A 22862-nucleotide genomic window follows, 5' to 3' on the forward strand; every position below is an offset into this window, starting at 1 on the left:
TTGACGTCACTAATGTCTACATTCGTTTAGAAGTTGACTTCATTCCTAAATCTAGTTTTTACAGTGCTTTTAAAAAATTTACGGGAAAAATGCCTGCTATCTTCAAAAAAGTAGTCCAGAATCTGTAACTATTCATATATACTGGACTCCAACACTTAAAAATAATATCAATTTTGTTTTTATTAATTCTAAAAAATCAAAGAAATGAAAACAAATAAAACAACAAAAACTATCGGTATTATTATTTTAATGCTCTGTATCAGTTTCATCTATTTCATAAGTACTTTTAAAATCTGCGGATAAAAACAAAAGTTATGTTAATAATCATTTTTATAGTTTTTGCGAGTTGCTTTGTAATTGAACGTATTATTCCAGGTTGGAAACTACCTCAAGTTCCTACTTGGACTATTAGAGTTTTAGCAATTAATTTCATTCAATTAGGAATTGTAATACTGGCTGGCTTTACTTGGGAAAAATGGTTTTCTAGTTGGTCAATTTTTAACCTATCACATTATGTCAACCCTGTTTTAGGAGGCATAATAGCATATATAATTGCAACTTTTATTTTTTATTGGTGGCATAGATGGCGACATACGGTAGATTTTTTATGGCTTCACTTTCATCAAATTCATCATAGTCCGCAACGTTTAGAAGTAATAACTTCATTTTATAAACATCCTTTTGAAATGACTATTAATTCAATAATTGGGAGCTTACTTGTTTATACATTTCTAGGGTTAGATTTGGAAACTGGTGGTATTTATACACTTTGTACTGCACTTGGCGAATTTTTCTACCATACTAATATAAAAACACCACAATGGGTCGGATATATTTTTCAACGTCCCGAAATGCACAGAATCCATCATGAATATGAAAAACACACAAATAATTATGGAGATATAGTTTGGTGGGACATGCTTTTTGGAACTTATGAAAACCCAAAAGAGTTTAAATCATCTTGTGGCTTTGATAATGAAAAAGAACAAAAACTTATAGATATGATAAAATTCAAAGATGTACATAAATAATTTTTAAAAATTAATTAAAATGAACAAAATACTAATCACAGTCTTATTCTTATCAACTTTCTTGTGTTTTAGTCAAGAGAAAAATTCCGAAAACTGGACAATAAACGAACAAGCTCAATACAAAAAGCTTACTGAACTGGCTAATTATATTAACAATAAAGAAAAATCTCAAATCTCAAAAGATAGCTTATTTATAAAGTACATTTATTTTGATTATGTTTTAAAGGATACTGTAAATGAAAGAAAAGAACGAAGATTGGCAACTTTTGATACGATTTTTTATTATTTCAGAAAAACTCTTGATAGCATTGGACTAAAAAAATTGGATGCTAAACCAATCAGGTTTTATAAAAACCATAAAATTTACGAACCCTTTGATGAAGAAAAAGCCATGGAAAGTGTTAATAAAGAAAAAATGTATTCAAAAGATAAAAACGTATTTGCCTATTTCACAAAAGAAGATCCCGATTCACCATTAGGAGCGTTATTGTTTGAACCAAATAGTAACAAGTTGGCTGCATGGATTATGTTAAATCAAGGTGGCTATAAATATTTTTTAACTTTTAATCTTTTTTGAAGAATATACTGGCTTATTATTTCTGTTTTAGAAATCTGTACTCAAAAAACATCATATAAATAGTTGTAAAACACAAAACCTGTTAGGAAACACTCCTGACAGGTTTTTTCATTTACTACTCCATCTTAAATCCGCCATTTCTATTAAAAATTTCACAAACAAACCCATCACTTCATTTTTATCATTATTTTTGAGGCAAATTTTATAATTTGAAACAATCCATTTATATATATAGCTTTTTAATCTGCTGCCTGTTTGTACTTACATCAGCATCAGCCCAAGAGCAAAAGCAAATTCAAATTGTCTATTCGGGTTTTTTAAACTTTGATGATGCTGTAGAACCAGGTTTAAAAGTCATGACACGTGATGATTCTGGTCAAGTGCATGTTATTCACGAGGGTATAGACATGTGGTGCGACCAAGCCAATTTGTATAGTAATGAAAACTTCGTGGAAGCCTACGGAAACGTCACTATGAAACAAGGTGATACCATAAACATGAAATCCGAATATGTAGAATATAGCGGAAAAACCCAACTAGCATTTGCTAGTGGCAAAGTAGAACTGGAAGAACCAAACTCTATTTTAACAACAGATACACTCTATTTTGATCGCGTAAAACAGGAATCGTATTATAAAAGTGGTGGTCGTGTGGTGCGTGATTCTTCGGGAACCATTACCAGCCAAATTGGCCGCTATTATATGAACGCTAAAAAATACCAATTTGTAAATAATGTGGTTTTGGATAATCCAGATTACGTGATTAATACCAATCAACTAGATTTCTATTCAGAAACCGGTCACGCCTATTTATACGGACCATCCACTATTGTAACCGATGAAAGTAAAACCTATTGCGAAAAAGGGTTTTATGATACCGAAAACAAAACAGGTTATGGCATTAAAAAAACGCGTATAGATTATGACAACCGTATTTTTGAAGGCGATAGTATGTATTTTGATAATACCCGCAGTTTTGCCTCTGCTACTAATAATATTAAAGTCACAGATACCATTAATAAAAGCATAATAAAAGGCCATTATGCCGAAATTTATAAAGCGAAGGATTCGGTGTTTATTACCAAACGTGCATTAGCTATTACGGTTCAAGAAAACGATTCTATATATATGCATGCGGACACCTTGATGGTTACAGGAAAACCAGAAAAACGAATTACACGCGGATTTAGAAATGCGAAGTTCTATAAATCGGATATGAGTGGTAAAGCAGATTCGGTACATGTTAACCATGCGTCGGGTTTAACCCAGTTAATTAATTTAAGACGATTAGGGTCTCAAGATGCCTTTGCCAAGCGTCGTGACCCGGTTCTTTGGAATCTTCAAAACCAAATGACGGGTGATACCATTCACATAAAATCCAATCCAGAAACGGAAAAAATAGATTCCCTTTTTGTTTTTGAAAATGCCTTTGTTGTTAGTAGAGATACTATTAGTGAAGATGGCTATAATCAGGTTAAAGGAAAAACTTTAGTTGGTTTATTTGATGATGAAAATAATTTGCGTCAAGTAGATATTGATAAAAATGCCGAATCCATTTATTATGCACGTAATGACGAGCAGGAATTAATTGGTATTGACAAAGCCAAATCAGGTAGCATTTCAATCCTATTTGCCGATGGTGATATTGAACAATTTATTCGATTCAAGCAACCGGATGCTGTAACAACACCCGAAACACAGTTCCCAGAAAACGGTCGATTGTTAAGAGGGTTTGTATGGCGTGATGAGGAACGCCCAAAAAGTGTGGAAGATTTATTTAGTGACGATCCGCCACTTAATTTACCTAAAATAAAGGGGCTTGAAGATTATGTACCTCAAGAAGAATTTTTTGATGACGCCTTATTAAAGCGGGTTGAAAAAGCTGATAAAAACACAAACAAAACGGCAGTTCCAACCGAGATAAACGATGTAAAAAAATCAAAAGTATCTCGAAATATTCCAGACGAAGCTTTAAATCCTGATAAAGACGAGAAAAAGGAAATTAAAGAAAACCCAAAGAAAAAACCGAGTATTGAAACCGGGATCAATTCAGATGATAATTAATTGTGAAAACAGATTTCTATACATATCAGGCGCAAACATCGCCACACCCTTTAGCTATGGAAGTATCTCATGCAGAAGGTTCCTATATTTATAATACAAACAACAAGGCTTTTTTAGATTTTGTTGCAGGTGTTTCTGCTTGTACTCTAGGACATAAACATCCCAAAGTTATAGCAGCCATTAAGACACAATTGGACAAGTATTTGCATGTCATGGTTTATGGCGAATACATTCAAGAATCGGCTGTGGCACTTACTAAATTATTGGCTGAACACTTACCTGAATCCTTACAAAATACCTATTTAACAAATTCAGGAACGGAAGCTGTAGAAGGTGCTTTAAAATTAGCTAAACGCGCAACCGGAAGAAGCGAAATTATTTCGGCCCACCACGCGTATCATGGAAATACTATGGGTTCCTTAAGTGTTATGGGTTTTGAAGAACGCAAAAAAGCATTTCGTCCATTAGTTCCAGATGTACGTTTTATCGCTTATAATAATGAGGCTGATATTCAAAATATCACCACCAAAACAGCTGGTGTTATTTTAGAAACCATTCAAGGAGGCGCCGGTTTTATTGAACCAAAAAACGGCTATCTGGAAAAAGTAAAAAAACGTTGTCAAGAGGTTGGTGCATTATTGATTTTAGATGAAATTCAACCAGGCATTGGTAGAACTGGAAAATTATTTGCCTTTGAACATTATAACTGTATTCCGGATATTTTAGTTACCGGAAAAGGTTTAGGCGGTGGCATGCCAATTGGTGCTTTTACGGCTTCAACTGATTTGATGAAACTCCTACAAGCCAACCCGAAATTAGGACACATTACCACATTTGGTGGACACCCCGTAATTGCAGCAGCAGCACACGCTACCCTACTTGAAGTCGTATCATCCAATTTAATGGAAGCAACTTTAGAAAAAGAAGCACTGATTAAAAAACATCTCAAACATCCACTGATAACCGAAATTCGCGGGCGAGGCTTAATGCTAGCTGCCCTAACACCTTCTGCAGACATTACAAACCAAGTCGTTTTAAAAGCGCAAGAGGCTGGACTTATACTGTTCTGGTTGCTATTTGAAACAAAAGCTATTCGAATCACACCACCTTTAACCATCAGTAACGCAGAAATCATGAAAGGTTGTCAAATAATTACGACTATTCTGGATGATATTCAAAGAAATCAAGCAGGATAAAAACCTGTTTCACAGTATTTAAGATCAAATTATGGCTTAATTGTTGATTACTTTGTTAAAAACATTTAAACCTTTTGGGCTGCAACGCCAATTAGAGCCTTACATTTATTCAAGGAAAAACTATATAAATTAGCTTATGGAGTTACGTCCAAACGACAACAATAAAATATCCCTTACCCGATTCGAATCGATGTTAAAAACGAACCATGTGTTGTTTTTCGATTCCGAAGAATTTGAGAATATTATTCATCATTATCTGAATCATGGTAAAATTGCTTTGGCTAAAAAAGCCATAAAGCTGGGTTTACAACAACATCCAACATCTACGAATTTAAAATTGTTTAAAGTTGAAATATTCGTCTTTGAAAACGATTTAGAAAAAGCCGATGCCCTAATTAATGAACTCTATTTATTAGAACCGTTAAATGAGGAAATCTATATCCAAAAAGCTAATATTCTATCCAAACGTGACGATCATAGAAAAGCAATTGAAGTTCTAGAAAAAGCCTTAAAACTTACCGAGGACCCAATTGATATTTATTCATTGATTGGTATGGAACATTTGTTTTTGGATCAGTTTGAAGAAGCTAAAACCAATTTCATGAAATGTTTGGAATCTGATTTGGAAGATTATTCAGCCATGCACAATATGATTTATTGTTTTGACTTTTTAGAGCAACACGAAGAAGCCATCACGTATTTAAATATGTTTTTAGAAAAGAATCCATATAGTGAAGTAGCGTGGCATCAATTGGGCAAACAATATTACGATTTAAAAGATTACGAAAAAGCGCTAACAGCTTTCGATTTCGCTATTATTTCAGACGATCGCTTTATTGGTGCTTACCTAGAGAAAGGAAAAGTTCTTGAAAAATTAAAACGCTTCCCGGAAGCTATTGAAAATTACAGCATTACACTTACTTTGGACGATCCTACTTCCTTTGCCTTATTACGCATTGGTTTATGCCATCAAAAATTAGGAGATAACGATTTAGCTGTTCAATATTTCTATAAAACAGTTGAAGAAGATCCACTTTTAGATAAAGGTTGGATTGCGATAACTAAATTTTATAACCGTCAGAAAAATTTTCAAAAATCGCTTTACTACATTAATAAAGCCATTAATATTGATAGCGACAATGTCCATTATTGGAAGTTATACGCGCAAATTAATGAACGTTTACATCTTTTAGAAGAAGCAGAACGCGGCTATAAAAAAGCCTTGGAATTAGGCAATCATGAGCTGAATACCTGGTTAACCCGAGGCGATATTTTACATAAATTAGGTGAAACCGAGGCGGCCATTTATAATTTTATTCAAGCTTCTGAATTCTATCCAGAAAATGCGGAGATTGAATTCCGTTTAGCTGGTTTAAACTATATGCTTTCAGAAACTGAAAAAGGTTCCTATCATTTAAAGAATGGTTTGCGTTTTAATGCGGAATTCGTATTTATTATTGAGGAACTTTTTCCAAGTATTTACAAATCGCAACCCGTAAAATCGCTGCTAAAAGCAAAACTATAAGTTACACGTCTGATTTTATTTATTTACCTTTGGTTTCTTGTACTTAAAATTAAATCATGCAAAGACGTTTATCCGACTATTTACTAATTACGCTTAAAGGAATGGCTATGGGAGCAGCTGATGCAGTTCCTGGTGTTTCCGGTGGAACCATTGCCTTTATTTCTGGTATTTATGAAGAATTAATTACAACCATTAGTAATGTTAATTTAGGCTTGTTTAAAACGCTTAAAACGTCTGGCTTTTCTGCCTTTTGGAAAGCATTTAATGGTAATTTTCTAGTCGCATTATTACTCGGAATTATTGTCAGCTTTGTATCCTTCATGCGTTTGGCAAAATACCTGATAGAATATCACCCCGTTTTAATTTGGTCGTTTTTCTTCGGACTCATTATTGCCAGTATTTATTTTGTAGGAAAACAAATAAATAAGTGGCATTTACCCACCGTTTTAGCACTAATTATTGGAACCGTTTTAGCGTTTTACATTACAACATTACCATCTTCGGCAAGTAATGAATCGCCTTACTTTTTATTTATTGCAGGGGCTATTGCCATTTGCGCCATGATTTTACCAGGTATTTCCGGTTCGTTTATACTTCTAATATTAGGCGCTTATAAAACATTAAGTGATGCTTTTCATGATTTCGATTTACAGCGGATTGCCCTTTTTGCTGGTGGTGCTTTAGTTGGTTTATTAAGTTTTAGTCACGTATTAAAATGGTTGTTTAAAAATTATCACAACATCACGTTAGCCCTATTAACAGGTTTTATTTTTGGTTCTTTAAATAAGGTTTGGCCATGGAAATTAACCGATTTAGTTATGGAGAAAACATCTGGACTAGTAACGCCATTATCGGACATTACAACATTCGGGAATTTAACCATTTATCAGCAGCAGATAACCGACTTTGATTCGTTTAAAGTGATTTCGGAAACCAGTATTTTACCTAATATGTATTCCATTCAAAACAACGGATTGGATCCGCAATTAGTGCCAGCCGTTATCCTTATGATTACGGGATTCTTAACTATTTTTATTCTAGAACGCATCGGTAAAAAAGTCAAGTAATGCAAAGCACACGAACCTTCACCGATAAAATTTTCTTAATCTTAAAAGGGTTGGGAATGGGAGCTGCTAATAAGGTCCCTGGAGTTTCTGGAGGTGTAGTTGCTTTTGTTGCTGGTTTTTATGAAGAGTTTATTTATTCCCTTCAAAAAATTAACCGAAAGGCTTTTAAACTATTAATTAACGGACGGTTTAAAAGTTTCTATCAATATATAAATGGGCGGTTTTTAAGCTTACTTTTTTTAGGAATGATTATCAGTTATTTTAGTATTTCTAAAGTACTGGATTACCTTATAAAACATTATGAACTCTATGTTTGGAGTGTGTTTTTCGGTATGATTATTGGCTCCATTTATTACATCAGTAAGGATTTTAAAGACTGGAATTTTAAAACCTATGTAGCACTTGCTATCGGAATTATTTTAGGTGTAAGCATCAGCTTTTTAGATCCAGCAATGGAAAATGATAATTTATGGTTTGTATTTTTCTGCGGCATTATTAGTGTATCAGGCATGACACTTCCAGGATTTTCTGGCTCCTTTATACTTATTTTATTAGGTAACTATGTGTTATTATTAGTGGATTCTGTAAATGCCTTGTTTGATACCTTTGCAGAAGTTATTCAAGGGGATTTCAGTTTTATAGAAAATGCCGCTCGTATTCGCATGCTTAAAATATTAACCGTATTTACCCTAGGTTCTGTAGTGGGTCTCGTTACCTTTTCGCATGTATTAAGTTACATCCTGAAACATTATAAAAGTATTACATTGGCAACAATTATTGGATTCATAGTCGGATCATTAGGCGTGGTTTGGCCTTGGAAAAAAACGCTCTTCAAATTACAGACAGATGGAACCGCTTTATTAGATTCTTCGGGAAAGAAAATTATTGAAAATTACGAACGCTATTTCCCGGAAATGAACACGGAAACCTATTTGGCTTTAGTTTATATAATTCTTGGAATTGCCATTGTCTTAGCCTTGGAATTTTACGGACAAAAAACACAGAAACAACATGCGTAAATTCGGATTAATTGGTAAGAATATTTCGTATTCATTCTCTCAAAATTATTTCTCCAATAAATTTTCGTCGGAAGCTATTACAGACGCCTCTTATGAAAATTTTGATATCCCAAATATTGAAGACGTTTTAAGCATTTTTGAAAGTACTGAAATAGTCGGGTTAAATGTGACGATTCCTTATAAAGAAACCATTATTCCTTATTTAGATAAGCTCCACAAAAAAGCACATAAAATAGGTGCTGTAAATACCATAAAACGCACTAAAAAAGGTGAATTAGTAGGTTATAATACGGATTGTTATGGTTTTAAAAAATCATTAAAACCACATGTACGGCCTACTCATAAACATGCCTTAATTTTAGGAACAGGAGGCGCTAGTAAAGCCATAGCTTTTACATTGGATGAATTAGGCATATCCTACAAATTTGTGTCTAGAACATGTGAAAATCCTGAATATTTAACTTATAATGAATTAAAGGGAGCTACCATTTCCAAGCATTTAATTATAATAAATTGCACGCCTTTAGGAACCTTCCCAAATATCACGGACGCTCCTAACCTCCCGTATGAATTTCTTACAAAAGACCACATTCTTTACGATTTAATTTACAATCCTGAAGAGACCCAGTTTTTAAAATATGGCAACCTTAAAAACGCGACTACCATTAACGGTTTACAAATGTTGAAATTCCAAGCAGAGAAAGCATGGCGTATTTGGAACACATACTAATTACACCATTTGTAACATTAATACGGGTTAACCTTTTGTAGTTATTGTAGTTGTTGTTATCTTTAACGCTAGAGTTATTTTAAAAAACTAACACATTTACAAAATGTCAGAGCACGATAACCTGCCAAAAGCAGATGGAAAACCAGAAGAGTTACAACCGGAAACGACTGAAAACGTTCAAGAAAACCAGGACGTTGCAAATGAATCATCACCTTCAGAAGCCATAGAAAAAATAGAAATACCTGTAGAAGCTGAAACAGCAAATGAAACTGAAAAAGCAGCAGAAACGGTTACCGAAGATCATGATGAAGTCATTAATGAGATTGAAGAATCCAATGCGGAAGACGCCGAGGATGAAGGCAATGCAGACAGGCATCATATTGAAGAAAAAGACTATGATAAAATGTCTATGGAAGCCTTGGTGAAGGAGCTGGAACATTTGGTTACAAACCATAAAGTGCAAGCCATTAAAAAGCAAGTAGAGGAAATTCGTTCGGAATTTAAATCGCAGTTTAACACTTTACTAGACGAGAAAAAGGAAGAATTTTTAAACGAAGGCGGAAATGAAATCGATTTCTTTTTTTCCAGTCCGCTGCAAAAACGTTTTAAAGATATATACAAAGATTACAAAGGCAAACTACACACGCATCATAAAAACATAGAAAATAACCTAAAAGATAATTTAGCCAATAGGCTTCAAATTATTGAAGAAATAAAAGGATTATTTAATGATGAGGAAAATATAAATACTACCTATAAACACTTTAAGGAACTCCAAGATCGTTGGAAAACGGCTGGCCCAATTCCACGCGACAAATACAATAATGCTTGGAATAGTTACCATCATCATGTTGAGGTTTTTTATGATTTTCTACATTTAAATCGGGATTTACGGGATTTAGATTTCAAACATAATTTAGATCAGAAATTAAAAATTATTGAGCGTGCTGAAGAGTTAGCAAAAGACGAAGATTTAAATCGTGCATTTAGAGAGTTACAGGTGCTACATAAAATGTGGAAGGAAGAATTGGGCCCTGTTGATAAGGAACATCGTGAAGCCGTATGGGACCGTTTTAAAGCTGCCACGAAAACTATTCATGACAGGCGCCAAGTTTATTTTGCTGAATTAGATCAAGTTTACGAGAAGAATTTAGAAGTTAAAAATGAAATAATTCTTCAGATCAACAAAATCAGTGAAAAAGGAGCTGATTCACATAATGGTTGGCAAAATAGCATTAAAGATGTGGAGCAATTTCGCAATTTATTTTTCAGTGCTGGAAAAGTGCCTATTAAGGTAAATGAGGAAACTTGGGCAAAATTTAAAGATGCAGTAAGAAACTTTAATCGCAAGAAAAATGCTTTTTATAAAAATTTAAAGAAATCGCAGTTTGATAATCTTCAAAAGAAAATGGATTTAATTCAAATAGCAGAAGACAATAAAGATAGTGAGGATTTTGAAAGCACTACAGCTTTAATGAAGAAAATTCAAAGCGATTGGAAGAAAATTGGTCATGTACCTCGGAAGAATAGTGATAAAATCTGGAAGCAGTTTAAAACAGCTTGCAACTATTATTTTGACCGTTTGCACAAGGCTAAAGATGCCGTAAACGCGGAAGGCAATGAAGCCTTTACCAAAAAAGTGCAATTGCTTGAGGAATTGAAAACCTTGGAATTATCTGGTGACAAGGAAACAGATTTAGCAACCGTTAAATCCTTTATTGAAAACTGGAAGTCGGTTGGTAATGTTCCCTCAAACAAGCGTTATATTGAAGGAAAATTAAATAAAGCCTTGGATGGTGTTTTCAAAAAATTGAATTTAAATAAAAATGAAGCCGAACTAATCAAGTTTGAAACCAAGTTAGAATCCCTTAATAATGCACAAGATTCTAGGCATTTAGACAATGAGCGTATTTTTATTAGAAAGCGTATTACTGAAATTAAAGCAGAAATAAATCAGTTGGAAAACAACTTGCAATTTTTTCAGAACGTTAATGATGAAAATCCTTTGGTACAAAACGTTCATAAAAATATTGAAAAACACAAGCAAGATTTGAAATTGTGGAAAACCAAGTTGCGCAAAATTAAAGAATTATATTAGAAAGACACCACAAACCATAAAGGTCTTAAATACAAAATCCTGCTTGTCGTATAAGAACGTCAAGCAGGATTTTTTCTAACTAAACTAACTAATAGTTGTTTTGTCCCAACCTAAACAACTAATTCTACCTACATGTACGTTATAAGGAAAGATAATTTTTGATTATGCTATTAATCTACTTTTTCAACGTACAATTATAATATATACGCACAGAAAATTGATTTGGATCTTTTGGGTTGAAAGTTTTTTAAAACAAGACTTAATAAAAACCTATCAAACTAAAAATCAGCAAAATAAAATTACATATTTTTACATTCACCAAGGTTGAAGCTATTGAAAACCTGAAAAACGGTTTTCAATTACCGCTTTTTAGCTTCTTCCCATTATGAAACTATTTGAAAACCTGAAAAACGGTTTTCAATTACCGCTTTTTAGTTTCTTCCCAATATGAAACTATTTGAAAACCTGAAAAACGGTTTTCAATTACCGCTTTTTAGCTTCTTCCCATTATGAAACTATTTGAAAACCTGAAAAACGGTTTTCAATTACCGCTTTTTAGCTTCTTCCCAAAAAACGTCCATTTCACCCAAAGTCATGTCTTTGAGGTTTTTGTTTAAAGATTTCGCTTTTGCTTCCAAGTATTGAAAGCGCTTGGTAAATTTTTTATTAGTGCGTTCTAAAGCGTTTTCTGGGTTAATTTTTAAAAATCGTGCGTAATTTACCATAGAAAACAGGACATCGCCAAATTCACCCTCCATAGCTTCTTGATTACCAGCGTTCACTTCATCTTTAAATTCCTGAAGCTCCTCCTCCACTTTTTCCCAAACCTGATTTGGCTCCTCCCAATCGAATCCTACTCCTGCAACTTTTTCCTGAATCCTACTTGCCTTTACCAATGCTGGCAAACTTTTTGGAACACCTTCCAGGACACTCGTTTTGCCTTCTTTAAGTTTTAAATTTTCCCAGTTTCGTTTTACATCTGCTTCATTATCCACTTTAACATCACCATAAATATGTGGATGTCTATGAATAAGTTTCTCGCAAATGCTATTACAAACATCCGCAATGTCAAAATCATTCGTTTCGCTTCCAATTTTAGAATAAAAAACAATATGCAACAGCACATCACCCAATTCCTTTTTGACTTCCTCTAAATCGTTATCTAAAATAGCATCGCCTAATTCATAGGTTTCTTCTATGGTCAAGTGCCTTAAAGTTTCCATAGTTTGCTTTTTATCCCAAGGACATTGCACACGCAGCTCGTCCATAATGGTTAATAATCTACCGAAAGCTTTGAGTTGATCTTCTCTGGTATTCATAATTGGTTTTTGATAAAATTACAATTAAATTTAGTGTCTTTAGGATTATAACAAACTAAAAAATCCAGTAAGGCAAAAGCATTACTGGATTTTTTATATTCAAAATAATAAATGGTCTTATTCTTCTTCGTCCGCTGTTACAGCTTCGGTTCCAGCTTCTACCTCCAAATCTAACAAGTCATTTTTTTGAAGTAAATTATACCACTGAATAATTTTTTTAATATCACTAGCGTACACTCGATCTTCATCATAATCTGGTAAAACTTCAAAGAAATATTCTTCTAATTTGTCTTTACTTTCTTTATGACTAATAGATGTTTCGTTACCTGATTCTTTTTCTTTAATCAATTTAAAAACCTCACGTAACGGTTTTTCTTCGGTAAGTGTATAAATAGCAATTTCGCTCAAGATACTTACATTATGATGAATGCCTACAGACATTTTTTTACCATCTAACAACGATTCGGCTACAAAGCCACCTCGTGTTTGGGCAATCATTTTATACAATCCTGGTTTTCCTGCTATTGATAATATTTTTTCTAGACTCATATTTTCATTTTAAAGAGGGCAAATATCAAACGTTTACTGATGTTAAACAAATATTATCGTTTCTTTTTTTGACTTGGGAAACGCATGCGATAATCCACATTAATTTTTCCTTTAGAAATGTTTGAAAGTTTACTTTTTATTAATCGTTTTTTTAATGATGATAGCTTATCTGTAAACAAAACACCTTCAATATGATCGTATTCATGTTGAATTACACGTGCTACTAACCCATCATAGGTTTTGGTATGCTTTTCAAAATTTTCATCGTAAAACTCTATCGTAATTTTTGGTTTTCTAAACACATCTTCCCGAACATCTGGAATACTTAAACAACCTTCATTAAACGCCCATTCATCGCCCGTTTCCTCTAGTATTTTAGCATTTATAAAAGTTTGCTTAAAATCCTTTAAAAAGGCCTGTTCTTCCTCTGATAACACATCATCTTCCGCAAATGGAGATGTATCTACTAGAAACAAACGAATATCTAAACCTATTTGTGGCGCAGCAAGACCAACACCAAACGCATTGTACATGGTTTCATACATGTTCGCTAACAACTCATCAAGTTTTGGGTAATCTTTTGCAATTTCTTTTCCTACTTTTTTTAATACAGGATCGCCATAGGCTACAACAGGTAATATCATGGATTTTCTTATCTATTAATTCTTTGCAAAAATACAATTCTTCTTAATTATACCTATAAAAAAACTCCTTTAAAAAAGGAGTTTAGTAGTGTATGTTTAAAACTTCAATATTTTTAGCAAATAAGTCGTGTTTCTTTTAAAACAAATAAATTTATTTTTCCGTTTAATTTAGATTCAATCTTATTGGTTAATATATCCTTCTTTTTAGCAGCTATCTCCATAGAATCCGATTTTACATCTGTAGTCGTTTGGGTAGTAGGCGCTATTTTCTTAATATCTTCAATTTTATTAGAAGATTGAGCTTGCATACTTGTTAAACTTAATACTGTAAAAATTCCGATTAATAAAAACTGTTTCATTATTATGTTACTTTAATTGAACAGGACAAATATAACATCGATAAACGGTAAGTATATAATTAATTTGTTGAAACACGAGATATAATCGTTAACAAGACAAAGCCGTGTATTTCATCGATAAACGTACTGTTAATAGACCTTAACAAACGACATTTAATCGATTTTTTAATAATAAAAAGTAGCTACAAACCTAACATAATTGGGATGTGGCATACTATTTTTGAATTCAAAACAATATAAAAACAGACCAAAAACAACCCTGTTCGATAAACGGTAAATTGGATATTTAAACGAAACGCTTGGGTGAAAGTTCCTGATTTTATTAGCGAGAACTTATTATGAAATAAGACAACTAAATAAACCAATGAGTAAAGTTATAAAAGTTTAGGCTTCTATGGCAGTTGTTTTACTATAAAACTTAACACACAAACCTGATTCTATTATCTACCGCTTTTTTTTAACGGATAACAAAAAAACCTCCTACAAATTGCAAGAGGCCTTTTTTTTATAAAACTTAAATGTTTACTTCATGATTACAACCTTTTTTGAAACGGTAGAAGATCCACTTTCTACTTGTAACAAATACACGCCATTCGGCAAATTAGAAATTTCTAATTGTTTTCTCGCCAAATTAGAAACGGTATTGGTTAAAACGCGCTTTCCTGTTACTGAAAACAAATTGATTTCAGCATTTAGATTGCTTCCAAAAACAACATGTAATGAATTACCTTGAACTACTGGGTTAGGAAAAACTGTAAAATTATTTAAAGCTTTGTCAATAGATTCCATAGATAAGGTTTCATTTGTCAAGTTTCCATTGATGTACTCGCAAGTTGCGGCTCCAAAATCGGCCGTAAATGATGTGATATCCGCAATTGGTGTGTCTCCAGGCTCAATATCATAAACTGCTGACGAGCTATCACAAGTAATTAAATTAAAAACACTACCAGCCACAGTGATAGTCGTTGGTCTATCAACACATGGTGGAGCTCCGGCATCATAAAAGAAGAACAAAGAGGTGGAGTTTGAAAATCCGTTATCTGGACAGACCTGGGCTTGAACTTGGTTAAAAAATAAAAACGATGCAAACAGCATCATTAACATGTAGTTTTTTTTCATAATAAACGTAATTGGGTTTCTGTCAAAAATACTTCTAACACAAGTTCACTGTCAAAAATATTAGCCAAACGACTAATAAAAACGATATTCCAACTAGTCTCTGCGGTATATTCTTGAAATACACCGGATAAACGGAATTACAAAATAATTACAGAAAAAACTATTTAGAACTCAAATAGCTTTGAAGAATTAACGTCGCACTAATTTCATCAACCAATGCTTTATTTTGGCGTTTCTTTTTAGATAAACCACTGTCTATCATGGTCTGAAAAGCCATTTTAGATGTAAATCGCTCATCAACACGTGCAATAGGGATTTGAGGAATTGATTTTTGTAACTTTTCTAAAAATGGTAAAATAAGTGCTTCACTTTCAGATGCCTGATTATTCATTTGTTTTGGTTCGCCAACCACAAATAACTCTACCGATTCCGTTTTAACATAATCCATTAAAAAGCTAATCAGCTTCTTGGTATCTACCGTCGTTAGGCCAGATGCTATTATTTGCATCTCATCTGTAACAGCTATTCCTGTTCTAACTTTTCCGAAATCTATTGCAAGTATACGTCCCATATAGAGGCAAAGTTACCATTTAAAACTAAAACTTAATTAGAAAACCTATTTTTTAAAAGCAATCCGTAATAAAGAATTCAATTATAACTTTATCTTTGTGAAAAGAGCAAGAATTATACAATTAGACGCTCAATTTTTTAGTAAAACTATTATGAAGCAACTACAACAAATTATAGAAAATGCGTGGGATAATCGCGAATTATTATCGGATAAAGTAACCATTGATAGCATTCGAAGCGTTATTGATTTATTAGATGAAGGCACCTTGCGTGTTGCTGAACCAACCGCTAAAGGTTGGAAAGTGAATGAATGGGTAAAAAAAGCGGTCGTCTTATATTTCCCTATTCAAAAAATGGAAACTTTTGAGGTCGGTATTTTTGAATATCATGATAAAATTCCATTAAAAACAGGGTATAAGGATAAAGGAATTCGTGTTGTTCCGCATGCAGTTGCACGGCATGGTGCTTATATTTCTAAAGGTGTTATTTTAATGCCGAGTTATGTAAATATTGGTGCTTATGTAGGTGAAGGAACCATGGTGGACACCTGGGCAACAGTTGGTAGTTGCGCGCAAATTGGTAAAAACGTCCATCTTTCAGGCGGTGTTGGTATTGGTGGTGTTTTAGAGCCCCTTCAAGCTGCTCCAGTGATTATTGAAGATGGTGCTTTTATAGGTTCACGATGTATTGTAGTTGAAGGTGTTAAAGTAGAAAAAGAAGCCGTTTTAGGAGCGAATGTTGTTTTAACCATGAGCACGAAAATTATTGATGTAACAGGTAATGAGCCTGTTGAAATGAAAGGTATAGTACCTACACGATCCGTTGTAATTCCTGGTAGCTATACCAAAAAATTCAAAGCTGGCGAATTTCAAGTGCCTTGTGCTTTAATTATTGGAAAACGTAAAGAAAGTACAGATAAAAAGACATCCTTAAATGATGCTTTGCGCGAATATGATGTAGCGGTTTAATTTAGTTTGCAGCAGCAGTGTTCCGTAAAATTTTGAAAGAATAAAAACAAACCTAGCTATTTGAAAATTTTAGTTATACAACAAAAAATGATTGGTGATGTACTCACATCTAGCGTCTTATTTGAAGCGTTACGTGAACGTTACCCAAAGGCGCAATTAGATTATTTAATCAATTCTCACACATTTCCTGTTGTTGAACACAATCCTTTTATTGATAATTTCATCTTCTTTACACCTGAAGCCGAAAAAAGCAAAATAGCGCTTTGGAATTTCGCTAAATCTGTAAAAAAGGAAAAGTATGATGTGGTAATTGATGTGTATTCAAAACTATCTAGTAACCTAATTACAGCTTTATCTGGTGCTAAAACTAAAATTTCGTATCATAAGCCGTATTCAACATTCATATACCATCATAATATAAAACGTAGAAATCAAACCGATGAAGCTTGTGGTTTAGCAATTATAAATCGATTGCAGTTGTTGGAACCATTGGATATTTATATCACAGCGGCAAGACCTAAAATTTATTTAACTTCTGAAGAGCTTGAAACAAGTAAACAGTTTTTAATTTCAAACGGGGTAAGCCTAGACAAACCACTTATTATGATTAGTGTGCTAGGAAGTGGCCCTAATAAAACCTATCCGTTTGAATACATGGCACAGGTAATTGACCAAATTGTAGCCACAACAGATGGTCAGATTTTATTTAATTATATTCCAAAACAGGAAGCCGATGCTCAAGCCATTTTTAAGCTCTGTAAACTGGAAACACAAAACCATATTTATCTAAATTTATTTGGAAAAAGTCTGCGCGAATTTTTAGCACTCACAGCACATTGTCATGCATTAATTGGTAATGAAGGTGGCGCTGTAAATATGGCAAAAGCATTGAACATAAAAACATTTACCATTTTTTCTACTTGGATTGATAAGGATACTTGGAATATTTTTGAAATGGAGAACGTGAATGAATCCGTACATTTAAAGGATTACAAACCAGAATTATATAAAGGAAAAAGGGAAAAAGATATGAAACCACACGCCATGGAATTATATCATAAATTTATACCCGATTTATTTTATGATAAGCTAAATCGGTTTCTAAAAATGTTCCGTTCGTAATATGGAAAAACTAACAGCTATTATTATAACCAAAAATGAGATTCTCAATATAGCATCCGTTATAGATTCTGTACGTTTTGCTGATGAAATTATTGTGGTTGATAGCTTTAGTACGGATGGCACCTATGAAAAAGCTTTAGAATTAAATGTTACCGCTATTCAGCGAAAATTCACCTACCATGCGGAACAGAAAAATTGGATAATTCCACAAGCAAAACATGATTGGGTTTTAATTGTTGATGCTGACGAACGTGTAACACCTGAATTACAAACTGAAATACTTGAAGTTTTAAGTAACGAACAACAAGATGTTGCTTTTTGGATTGGCCGCATGAACCACTTTATGGGTAAACGCGTTAATTATAGCGGTTGGCGAAATGACAAAGTTATCCGTTTGTTTAAACGCGATTTATGCCTATACGAAGATAAATTGGTGCATGAAGAAATAGTTGCACAAGGATCTGTTGGCCATTTAAAATCCAAACTATCACACAACACATACACAACTATGGATGCTTATATGGATAAAATGAATCGGTATGCAACCAAACAAGCTAAAGATTACGATAAAAAAACGGGGACACTAAATCCGTACCATTTTGTGATTAAACCCTTTTGGGGATTTTTTAAACATTATATTATTCAAAGCGGATTTCGCGATGGTGTTGTAGGTTTAACCATTGGTTTTATTCAAGGTTATGTCGTTTATATGCGTTATGTGAAATTGTGGCTTTTACGAAGAAACTTGAAATAACACTATTTTTTTCGCCAGAAGAATACCTTATTTTTAATCCGTCTTTTTCTATGAAACCGATTTTGAAATGCTTCGGTTTCTTCCCACATTAAATGAAACACGCGATTATAATCATATCCGCCTAGTTTAGCATATTCGTCACTCATAATTTCCACCATAGATTTGTGAGTCGTTAAGCGTGCAAAGTTTTTTATTCGGGTTTCAAAATCCATGTCACCAAATTCCATTCGGTTTAAATCCACTAAATAAAATTTATACGCGCCACCGTTTAATTGAATCAATGTGTTCCCAGGCGAATGGTCTAGAAAATTCACACCGGCTTTATGCAGCCCAAACGTGAATCGTGTAAAAGCGCGTAAAATGGCTTCATGATTCGCCATAGTTAAGTTGAAAGTCAATTCACGATAGGTTAAATCATAAGGCAAGTGCTCACTGATATAATAACTTTTCTTGAATAAAAAAGGTGTTTTATACTCATAAAAAGCAATAGGTTGCGGCGTTCCAATACCTAGATGCAGGAGACGATTAGCGTACTCAAAAGAGCGTTGGGCTTTACTTTTTCTAAAAAAGCGATAGGCAATCTGATTCACCAAATTTGGAATTTTAAAGGATTTCACGTTAATCGTTAAACCATTTAAATTGTATAGTTTTAGTGAATTCCGATCCTGATTTCCAAAATCCTCACCAGACGTTTCATAATTTTCAATATATGATGTAAGTACTTGCTTATCCTTCTGAAACGCCTTATGCACTGTATAATTCATGCTGCAATATTACAATATTTATTTTATTTTTATCTGGAATTAAATTAGCAGTTCGTTTTCATTTTTAATAATTTGCACAAAAGCTTTTCGTATGCCCACAATTTGTTTGGAATCTCATAATATTGATAATCTCTTCTTTGGTTTTGGTCAGTTTAACTACCACCTTATTAAAGGGTTTTATGAGAATCAAGCTATTTTAGAAGCATTGGATTTCCATATCACCCTTATTAGTAAACATCCTGAAAAGCTGGAAGATGAATTTGGCAGTACGTTTTCATATAAAAAATATAATTCCTTACAGCGAAAAAAACTATTCCGAATTAAAAAACAATTCGACTTATGGCATTCCTTAAATCAAAATACCAAAGTTGAACCCTTTAAAAATATACCATATGTATTAACGGTTCATGATGTCAACTTCATGGAAGAATTATCGGGAAAGAAGTTAGATAAACGCGTTGCACTTTTTAATGCTAAACTAAAACGAAGTCATGCAATTACCTATATTTCAGAATATGCAAAAAGCATGACACACACCTATTTTAAAGTACCAAATATTCCTGAATATGTTATTTATAATGGTAGCTCCAAACCTTTTGAGTTAGCTAAAAACCATACCCCTGAATTACTTCCAAAAGGTGATTTCCTATTTACAATTGGTGAACTTTTAGAAAAAAAGAATTTTCACACATTAGTAAATATGCTTGCTCATCTTCCCGAATTGAGTTTGATAATTTCTGGAAAAAACACAACGGATTACGCTAAAAACATCATGAAATTAATTGCTGATTTAAACCTTGAACATCGCGTATTTCTAACAGGAAAAATTAGTGAAGAGGACAAAGCCTATTATTTAAAAAACTGTTATGCGTTTTGCTTTCCGTCTCTGCGAGAAGGCTTTGGCATTCCCCCAATTGAAGCGATGCAATATGGTAAACCTGTGTTTTTATCTGATAAAAGTTCGCTCCCAGAAGTTGGTGGTAAACACGCATTTTACTGGGAACATTTTGAACCTAAATATATGGCTGACATCCTTGTGCAAGGCATGAGAACATACCATGAAAACCCGGAGGACTACAAGGAAAAGCTGCAGCTGCATGCCAACTCTTATTCTTGGGATGAAACCGCTAAACAGTATTTAAAAGTTTATGAAACCCTACTTAAATAAGTGTTTGAAGTATTGACCAAAATTCTTTTTAGCAATAAAAAATTTGGAAGGCATAATCCCTTCTAAATTGATATTCTTTCTAATTTCTTCAATGGTATTTCCTTCACAAAACTCCAAATGTTTCCATTTTTCGGGTTCAATATAGAAGAAATTTTCACGCTCTTTGTAGTTAGACTTATTGGTGGTTCGCCATTTTTCTAAAAAAGCTTCCTTATCATGAACTTCAATATTGTGTCCCCAATTATCTAATTTTAAAACCAATTCCGCTTCATCTCTAGCAATACTTTCATGAAGTAGAATATTTTGCGTATAAACAATACGCTTTCTGGTGTTTCGAGCCACTTTATAATTCGGGTAATTGGTGGCAATAATTCCACGTGTTGGCTCCTTTATAAATAACACACCATTATCCGTATACTTGTATAAATTGATTAAATAGGCCGCAATTTGAATGTTATTCTTTTCCGGATTGTCCAGATAACTATCAAAGCGCCTTAAGTCTTTAACATAGTTTGCAAAATCTACAAAATACTCATCACTATCAATTTGCACAAGCCAATTTCCAATACCCATTTTAAGCGATAACATGTGCCGCTCACGATTATCATTTTCAATAGCAATTAAATCCGCATCGTAAAAATCATCTTTATACAATTGAATTTTATTATCCACATCAAAAGCTTCCAACCATTCAAAAAAGGCTGGATCCACCTCAAAAGTTTCACCAGACCAGGTTCTATTTTTATGATCCATAGCAATAAAAATAGCATCCGCTTCCTTATAAACAGGCGGAATGGATTTTTTTAGTTTATCGTAATCATAAGACAGTAAAAAACCTACGTGAATTTTTTTCATGGATAATTGCGGATTATTTTTTACAAATATAGTTTAAGCCATAGAAATAACTACTTTTGTTACTAAAATGTACTAAAAAGACTCTAATTACTATTTTAACCGTTTGTTTAAAAATAGCTAAAAACCATAAAGAAACCCTAGCCTGCTTTGGTATTATTTAAAAAATTACATAGTTCATGTCCATGAATCCTAAATCTATAAAAAAGCCATTTATCAGCATTATAATACCCTGTTATAATGTAGCAAAATACATCTTTAAAGGATTAGAAAGCATATCAAACCAAAGCTACAGTTCTTGGGAATGTATTGTTGTTAATGATGGAAGTACAGATAATACTGAAACCGAGATAGAAAAATGGACAAAAAAGGATAAAAGATTTCAACTAATTTCACAAGTCAACAAGGGTGTCTCTGCTGCTAGAAATGCAGGACTAAAACAAGCTAAAGGTGATTGTATTTACTTTTTTGATCCGGATGATTTAATAGTTCAAGATTGTTTAGAGAACCTAATAGAGTTATTTCATGATAATATTGATGTGGTAATTGGTAAAAATGCCGAGGTATATGGACAAACAAAAGAAATAAACAAGGTTTTTGAACATGGTATTACTCCCCTAAATGAACTTAAAAAAACAAATTTTATAGAGCTTACATTATTCCATCCTATTTTAGTTGTATGCTGGAACAATCTTTATAATGCCAAATTTATTTTTTCAAATAATTTAACGTTTAAAGAAGGTATTGTTCATGAAGATGAACTTTGGGTTTTTGAAACCTTGTATTTGGCTAAAAACATAATCTTTAATTCGGACGTAACTTATTATTATAATGTTGGAAACAAATACTCCATAACTAAAAACTACAGCTTTAACAATCTTAAATGTTATATAACAGTTCTTGATGAAATTTTTAATAATTATTATTTAAAAGAAAATAAGCAGAATAAGTTAATAATAGGCACTTACATTCTGAAATTACAAATTACAATTACAGCTGGATTTTTTAGATTTATAAAAAAGAATAAAAAACTAACCTATAAAGATGAAGGAGCCATGCTGATTAAAAACCATCTTAATGCATGTTACATTAGTGAATATATAAATCTAAATCCAGCCAAATCAAATCAATTCAACATCTTTATACGTTATGGAAGAGCAAATCCAGAGGCTGCTTTCAAACTAATTAGAAACACCAACAAAAAAAATATTCTGAAATTTTTCGAAACCTCATACTTGAAATATACATATAGAAATAAGCTAACATAATTAGCCTCACGGCATGACGATCTATTAAACTAATATATTTTTACATATTTCGTTTATACTTTAGAAATCACCTACTTTTGTTTATAAAACGAACTAAAAA

General features: G+C 33.0%; 22 protein-coding genes. 14 read left to right on the plus strand and 8 right to left on the minus strand.

From position 1 onward, the window contains the following. Positions 1 to 314: 314 nt before the first annotated feature. From ACN0QX_RS07885 to ACN0QX_RS07925, 9 genes are all read left to right on the plus strand, one after another. On the plus strand, positions 315 to 1031 hold the full coding sequence (locus ACN0QX_RS07885) for a sterol desaturase family protein (RefSeq protein WP_417196178.1): 717 nt from the start codon (positions 315 to 317) through the stop codon (positions 1029 to 1031). A 19-nt stretch (positions 1032 to 1050) separates the two neighbouring features. Further along, on the plus strand, positions 1051 to 1608 hold the full coding sequence (locus ACN0QX_RS07890; RefSeq protein WP_417196180.1) for a hypothetical protein: 558 nt from the start codon (positions 1051 to 1053) through the stop codon (positions 1606 to 1608). Between the two features lie 209 nt (positions 1609 to 1817). Further along, on the plus strand, positions 1818 to 3671 hold the full coding sequence (locus ACN0QX_RS07895; protein WP_417196181.1) for an OstA-like protein: 1854 nt from the start codon (positions 1818 to 1820) through the stop codon (positions 3669 to 3671). Between the two features lie 2 nt (positions 3672 to 3673). Beyond that, positions 3674 to 4867, plus strand: coding sequence for an aspartate aminotransferase family protein (locus ACN0QX_RS07900; protein WP_248398588.1), 1194 nt, complete (start codon positions 3674 to 3676; stop codon positions 4865 to 4867). A gap of 136 nt (positions 4868 to 5003) precedes the next feature. Then, the gene (locus ACN0QX_RS07905; RefSeq protein ID WP_376861301.1) at positions 5004 to 6392 is read left to right on the plus strand and encodes a tetratricopeptide repeat protein; all 1389 of its coding nucleotides are present in this window, start codon (positions 5004 to 5006) and stop codon (positions 6390 to 6392) included. Positions 6393 to 6448: 56 nt separating this feature from the next. Further along, the gene (locus ACN0QX_RS07910) at positions 6449 to 7459 is read left to right on the plus strand and encodes a DUF368 domain-containing protein (protein WP_248398584.1); all 1011 of its coding nucleotides are present in this window, start codon (positions 6449 to 6451) and stop codon (positions 7457 to 7459) included. Continuing rightward, on the plus strand, positions 7459 to 8478 hold the full coding sequence (locus ACN0QX_RS07915) for a DUF368 domain-containing protein (RefSeq protein ID WP_248398583.1): 1020 nt from the start codon (positions 7459 to 7461) through the stop codon (positions 8476 to 8478). The genes ACN0QX_RS07910 and ACN0QX_RS07915 overlap by 1 nt, the downstream gene beginning before the upstream one ends. After that, a complete protein-coding gene (locus tag ACN0QX_RS07920; RefSeq protein ID WP_417196184.1) occupies positions 8471 to 9208 on the plus strand; it encodes a shikimate dehydrogenase family protein in 738 nt (245 codons plus the stop codon). The genes ACN0QX_RS07915 and ACN0QX_RS07920 overlap by 8 nt, the downstream gene beginning before the upstream one ends. Positions 9209 to 9311: 103 nt before the next feature. Continuing rightward, positions 9312 to 11306 (plus strand): DUF349 domain-containing protein, encoded by a 1995-nt coding sequence (locus ACN0QX_RS07925; RefSeq protein ID WP_417196186.1) that lies wholly within the window; start codon positions 9312 to 9314, stop codon positions 11304 to 11306. 545 nt (positions 11307 to 11851) lie between these two features. Here the strand turns inward: ACN0QX_RS07925 and mazG are convergent. The 6 genes from mazG to ruvX all read right to left on the minus strand — a co-directional run bounded on the left by mazG (position 11852) and on the right by ruvX (position 15867). Then, positions 11852 to 12625 carry a nucleoside triphosphate pyrophosphohydrolase gene (gene mazG, locus ACN0QX_RS07930; RefSeq protein ID WP_417196188.1) on the minus strand — a complete coding sequence of 258 codons (774 nt, stop codon included), beginning with the start codon at positions 12623 to 12625 and terminating at the stop codon, positions 11852 to 11854. A 117-nt stretch (positions 12626 to 12742) separates the two neighbouring features. Next, entirely contained in the window at positions 12743 to 13174 is a 432-nt protein-coding gene (locus tag ACN0QX_RS07935) for a DUF5606 domain-containing protein (RefSeq protein WP_248398573.1), read from the minus strand. 53 nt (positions 13175 to 13227) lie between these two features. Next, entirely contained in the window at positions 13228 to 13818 is a 591-nt protein-coding gene (gene def / locus ACN0QX_RS07940; RefSeq protein WP_417196190.1) for a peptide deformylase, read from the minus strand. Positions 13819 to 13931: 113 nt separating this feature from the next. Next, entirely contained in the window at positions 13932 to 14177 is a 246-nt protein-coding gene (locus ACN0QX_RS07945) for a hypothetical protein (RefSeq protein ID WP_417196192.1), read from the minus strand. Between the two features lie 522 nt (positions 14178 to 14699). Further along, complete coding sequence (locus ACN0QX_RS07950; protein WP_248398565.1) at positions 14700 to 15296, minus strand: T9SS type A sorting domain-containing protein; 597 nt, start codon at positions 15294 to 15296, stop codon at positions 14700 to 14702. Between the two features lie 160 nt (positions 15297 to 15456). Then, on the minus strand, positions 15457 to 15867 hold the full coding sequence (gene ruvX, locus ACN0QX_RS07955) for a Holliday junction resolvase RuvX (protein ID WP_248398562.1): 411 nt from the start codon (positions 15865 to 15867) through the stop codon (positions 15457 to 15459). A 151-nt stretch (positions 15868 to 16018) separates the two neighbouring features. Here ruvX and ACN0QX_RS07960 point away from each other — a divergent pair, with 151 nt between their 5' ends. The 3 genes from ACN0QX_RS07960 to ACN0QX_RS07970 are packed head-to-tail and all read left to right on the plus strand — an operon-like array spanning position 16019 to position 18710. Next, positions 16019 to 16834 carry a 2,3,4,5-tetrahydropyridine-2,6-dicarboxylate N-succinyltransferase gene (locus tag ACN0QX_RS07960; protein ID WP_417196195.1) on the plus strand — a complete coding sequence of 272 codons (816 nt, stop codon included), beginning with the start codon at positions 16019 to 16021 and terminating at the stop codon, positions 16832 to 16834. Positions 16835 to 16894: 60 nt separating this feature from the next. Continuing rightward, the gene (locus tag ACN0QX_RS07965) at positions 16895 to 17956 is read left to right on the plus strand and encodes a glycosyltransferase family 9 protein (RefSeq protein ID WP_417196196.1); all 1062 of its coding nucleotides are present in this window, start codon (positions 16895 to 16897) and stop codon (positions 17954 to 17956) included. Between the two features lies 1 nt (position 17957). Next, the gene (locus ACN0QX_RS07970; protein ID WP_417196198.1) at positions 17958 to 18710 is read left to right on the plus strand and encodes a glycosyltransferase family 2 protein; all 753 of its coding nucleotides are present in this window, start codon (positions 17958 to 17960) and stop codon (positions 18708 to 18710) included. A 2-nt stretch (positions 18711 to 18712) separates the two neighbouring features. Here ACN0QX_RS07970 and ACN0QX_RS07975 read toward each other — a convergent pair whose 3' ends face one another. Then, a complete protein-coding gene (locus tag ACN0QX_RS07975) occupies positions 18713 to 19474 on the minus strand; it encodes a lipopolysaccharide kinase InaA family protein (protein WP_248398554.1) in 762 nt (253 codons plus the stop codon). A 91-nt stretch (positions 19475 to 19565) separates the two neighbouring features. Here ACN0QX_RS07975 and ACN0QX_RS07980 point away from each other — a divergent pair, with 91 nt between their 5' ends. Beyond that, positions 19566 to 20642: a glycosyltransferase family 4 protein gene (locus ACN0QX_RS07980; protein WP_417196200.1), complete on the plus strand. Its 1077-nt coding sequence runs from the start codon at positions 19566 to 19568 to the stop codon at positions 20640 to 20642. Here the strand turns inward: ACN0QX_RS07980 and ACN0QX_RS07985 are convergent. After that, positions 20631 to 21497, minus strand: coding sequence for a hypothetical protein (locus ACN0QX_RS07985; protein ID WP_248398550.1), 867 nt, complete (start codon positions 21495 to 21497; stop codon positions 20631 to 20633). The genes ACN0QX_RS07980 and ACN0QX_RS07985 overlap by 12 nt on opposite strands. A 176-nt stretch (positions 21498 to 21673) precedes the next feature. Between ACN0QX_RS07985 and ACN0QX_RS07990 the strand changes: the two genes are divergently transcribed. After that, on the plus strand, positions 21674 to 22762 hold the full coding sequence (locus tag ACN0QX_RS07990; protein ID WP_417196202.1) for a glycosyltransferase family 2 protein: 1089 nt from the start codon (positions 21674 to 21676) through the stop codon (positions 22760 to 22762). Positions 22763 to 22862: the final 100 nt, after the last annotated feature.

Source organism: Bizionia sp. (assembly GCF_048259285.1).
Lineage (GTDB): Bacteria > Bacteroidota > Bacteroidia > Flavobacteriales > Flavobacteriaceae > Algorimicrobium > Algorimicrobium hallyeonense.

Bases quoted from the DNA above. Each gene is read 5' to 3' on its own strand.
- ACN0QX_RS07885 (WP_417196178.1), top strand. From the start codon at position 315: ATGTTAATAATCATTTTTATAGTTTTTGCGAGTTGCTTTGTAATTGAA.
- ACN0QX_RS07890 (WP_417196180.1), top strand. From the start codon at position 1,051: ATGAACAAAATACTAATCACAGTCTTATTCTTATCAACTTTCTTGTGT.
- ACN0QX_RS07905 (WP_376861301.1), top strand. From the start codon at position 5,004: ATGGAGTTACGTCCAAACGACAACAATAAAATATCCCTTACCCGATTC.
- ACN0QX_RS07910 (WP_248398584.1), top strand. From the start codon at position 6,449: ATGCAAAGACGTTTATCCGACTATTTACTAATTACGCTTAAAGGAATG.
- ACN0QX_RS07915 (WP_248398583.1), top strand. From the start codon at position 7,459: ATGCAAAGCACACGAACCTTCACCGATAAAATTTTCTTAATCTTAAAA.
- ACN0QX_RS07920 (WP_417196184.1), top strand. From the start codon at position 8,471: ATGCGTAAATTCGGATTAATTGGTAAGAATATTTCGTATTCATTCTCT.
- ACN0QX_RS07925 (WP_417196186.1), top strand. From the start codon at position 9,312: ATGTCAGAGCACGATAACCTGCCAAAAGCAGATGGAAAACCAGAAGAG.
- mazG (WP_417196188.1), bottom strand. From the start codon at position 12,625: ATGAATACCAGAGAAGATCAACTCAAAGCTTTCGGTAGATTATTAACC.
- ACN0QX_RS07935 (WP_248398573.1), bottom strand. From the start codon at position 13,174: ATGAGTCTAGAAAAAATATTATCAATAGCAGGAAAACCAGGATTGTAT.
- def (WP_417196190.1), bottom strand. From the start codon at position 13,818: ATGATATTACCTGTTGTAGCCTATGGCGATCCTGTATTAAAAAAAGTA.
- ACN0QX_RS07945 (WP_417196192.1), bottom strand. From the start codon at position 14,177: ATGAAACAGTTTTTATTAATCGGAATTTTTACAGTATTAAGTTTAACA.
- ACN0QX_RS07950 (WP_248398565.1), bottom strand. From the start codon at position 15,296: ATGAAAAAAAACTACATGTTAATGATGCTGTTTGCATCGTTTTTATTT.
- ruvX (WP_248398562.1), bottom strand. From the start codon at position 15,867: ATGGGACGTATACTTGCAATAGATTTCGGAAAAGTTAGAACAGGAATA.
- ACN0QX_RS07960 (WP_417196195.1), top strand. From the start codon at position 16,019: ATGAAGCAACTACAACAAATTATAGAAAATGCGTGGGATAATCGCGAA.
- ACN0QX_RS07970 (WP_417196198.1), top strand. From the start codon at position 17,958: ATGGAAAAACTAACAGCTATTATTATAACCAAAAATGAGATTCTCAAT.
- ACN0QX_RS07975 (WP_248398554.1), bottom strand. From the start codon at position 19,474: ATGAATTATACAGTGCATAAGGCGTTTCAGAAGGATAAGCAAGTACTT.
- ACN0QX_RS07980 (WP_417196200.1), top strand. From the start codon at position 19,566: ATGCCCACAATTTGTTTGGAATCTCATAATATTGATAATCTCTTCTTT.
- ACN0QX_RS07985 (WP_248398550.1), bottom strand. From the start codon at position 21,497: ATGAAAAAAATTCACGTAGGTTTTTTACTGTCTTATGATTACGATAAA.
- ACN0QX_RS07990 (WP_417196202.1), top strand. From the start codon at position 21,674: ATGTCCATGAATCCTAAATCTATAAAAAAGCCATTTATCAGCATTATA.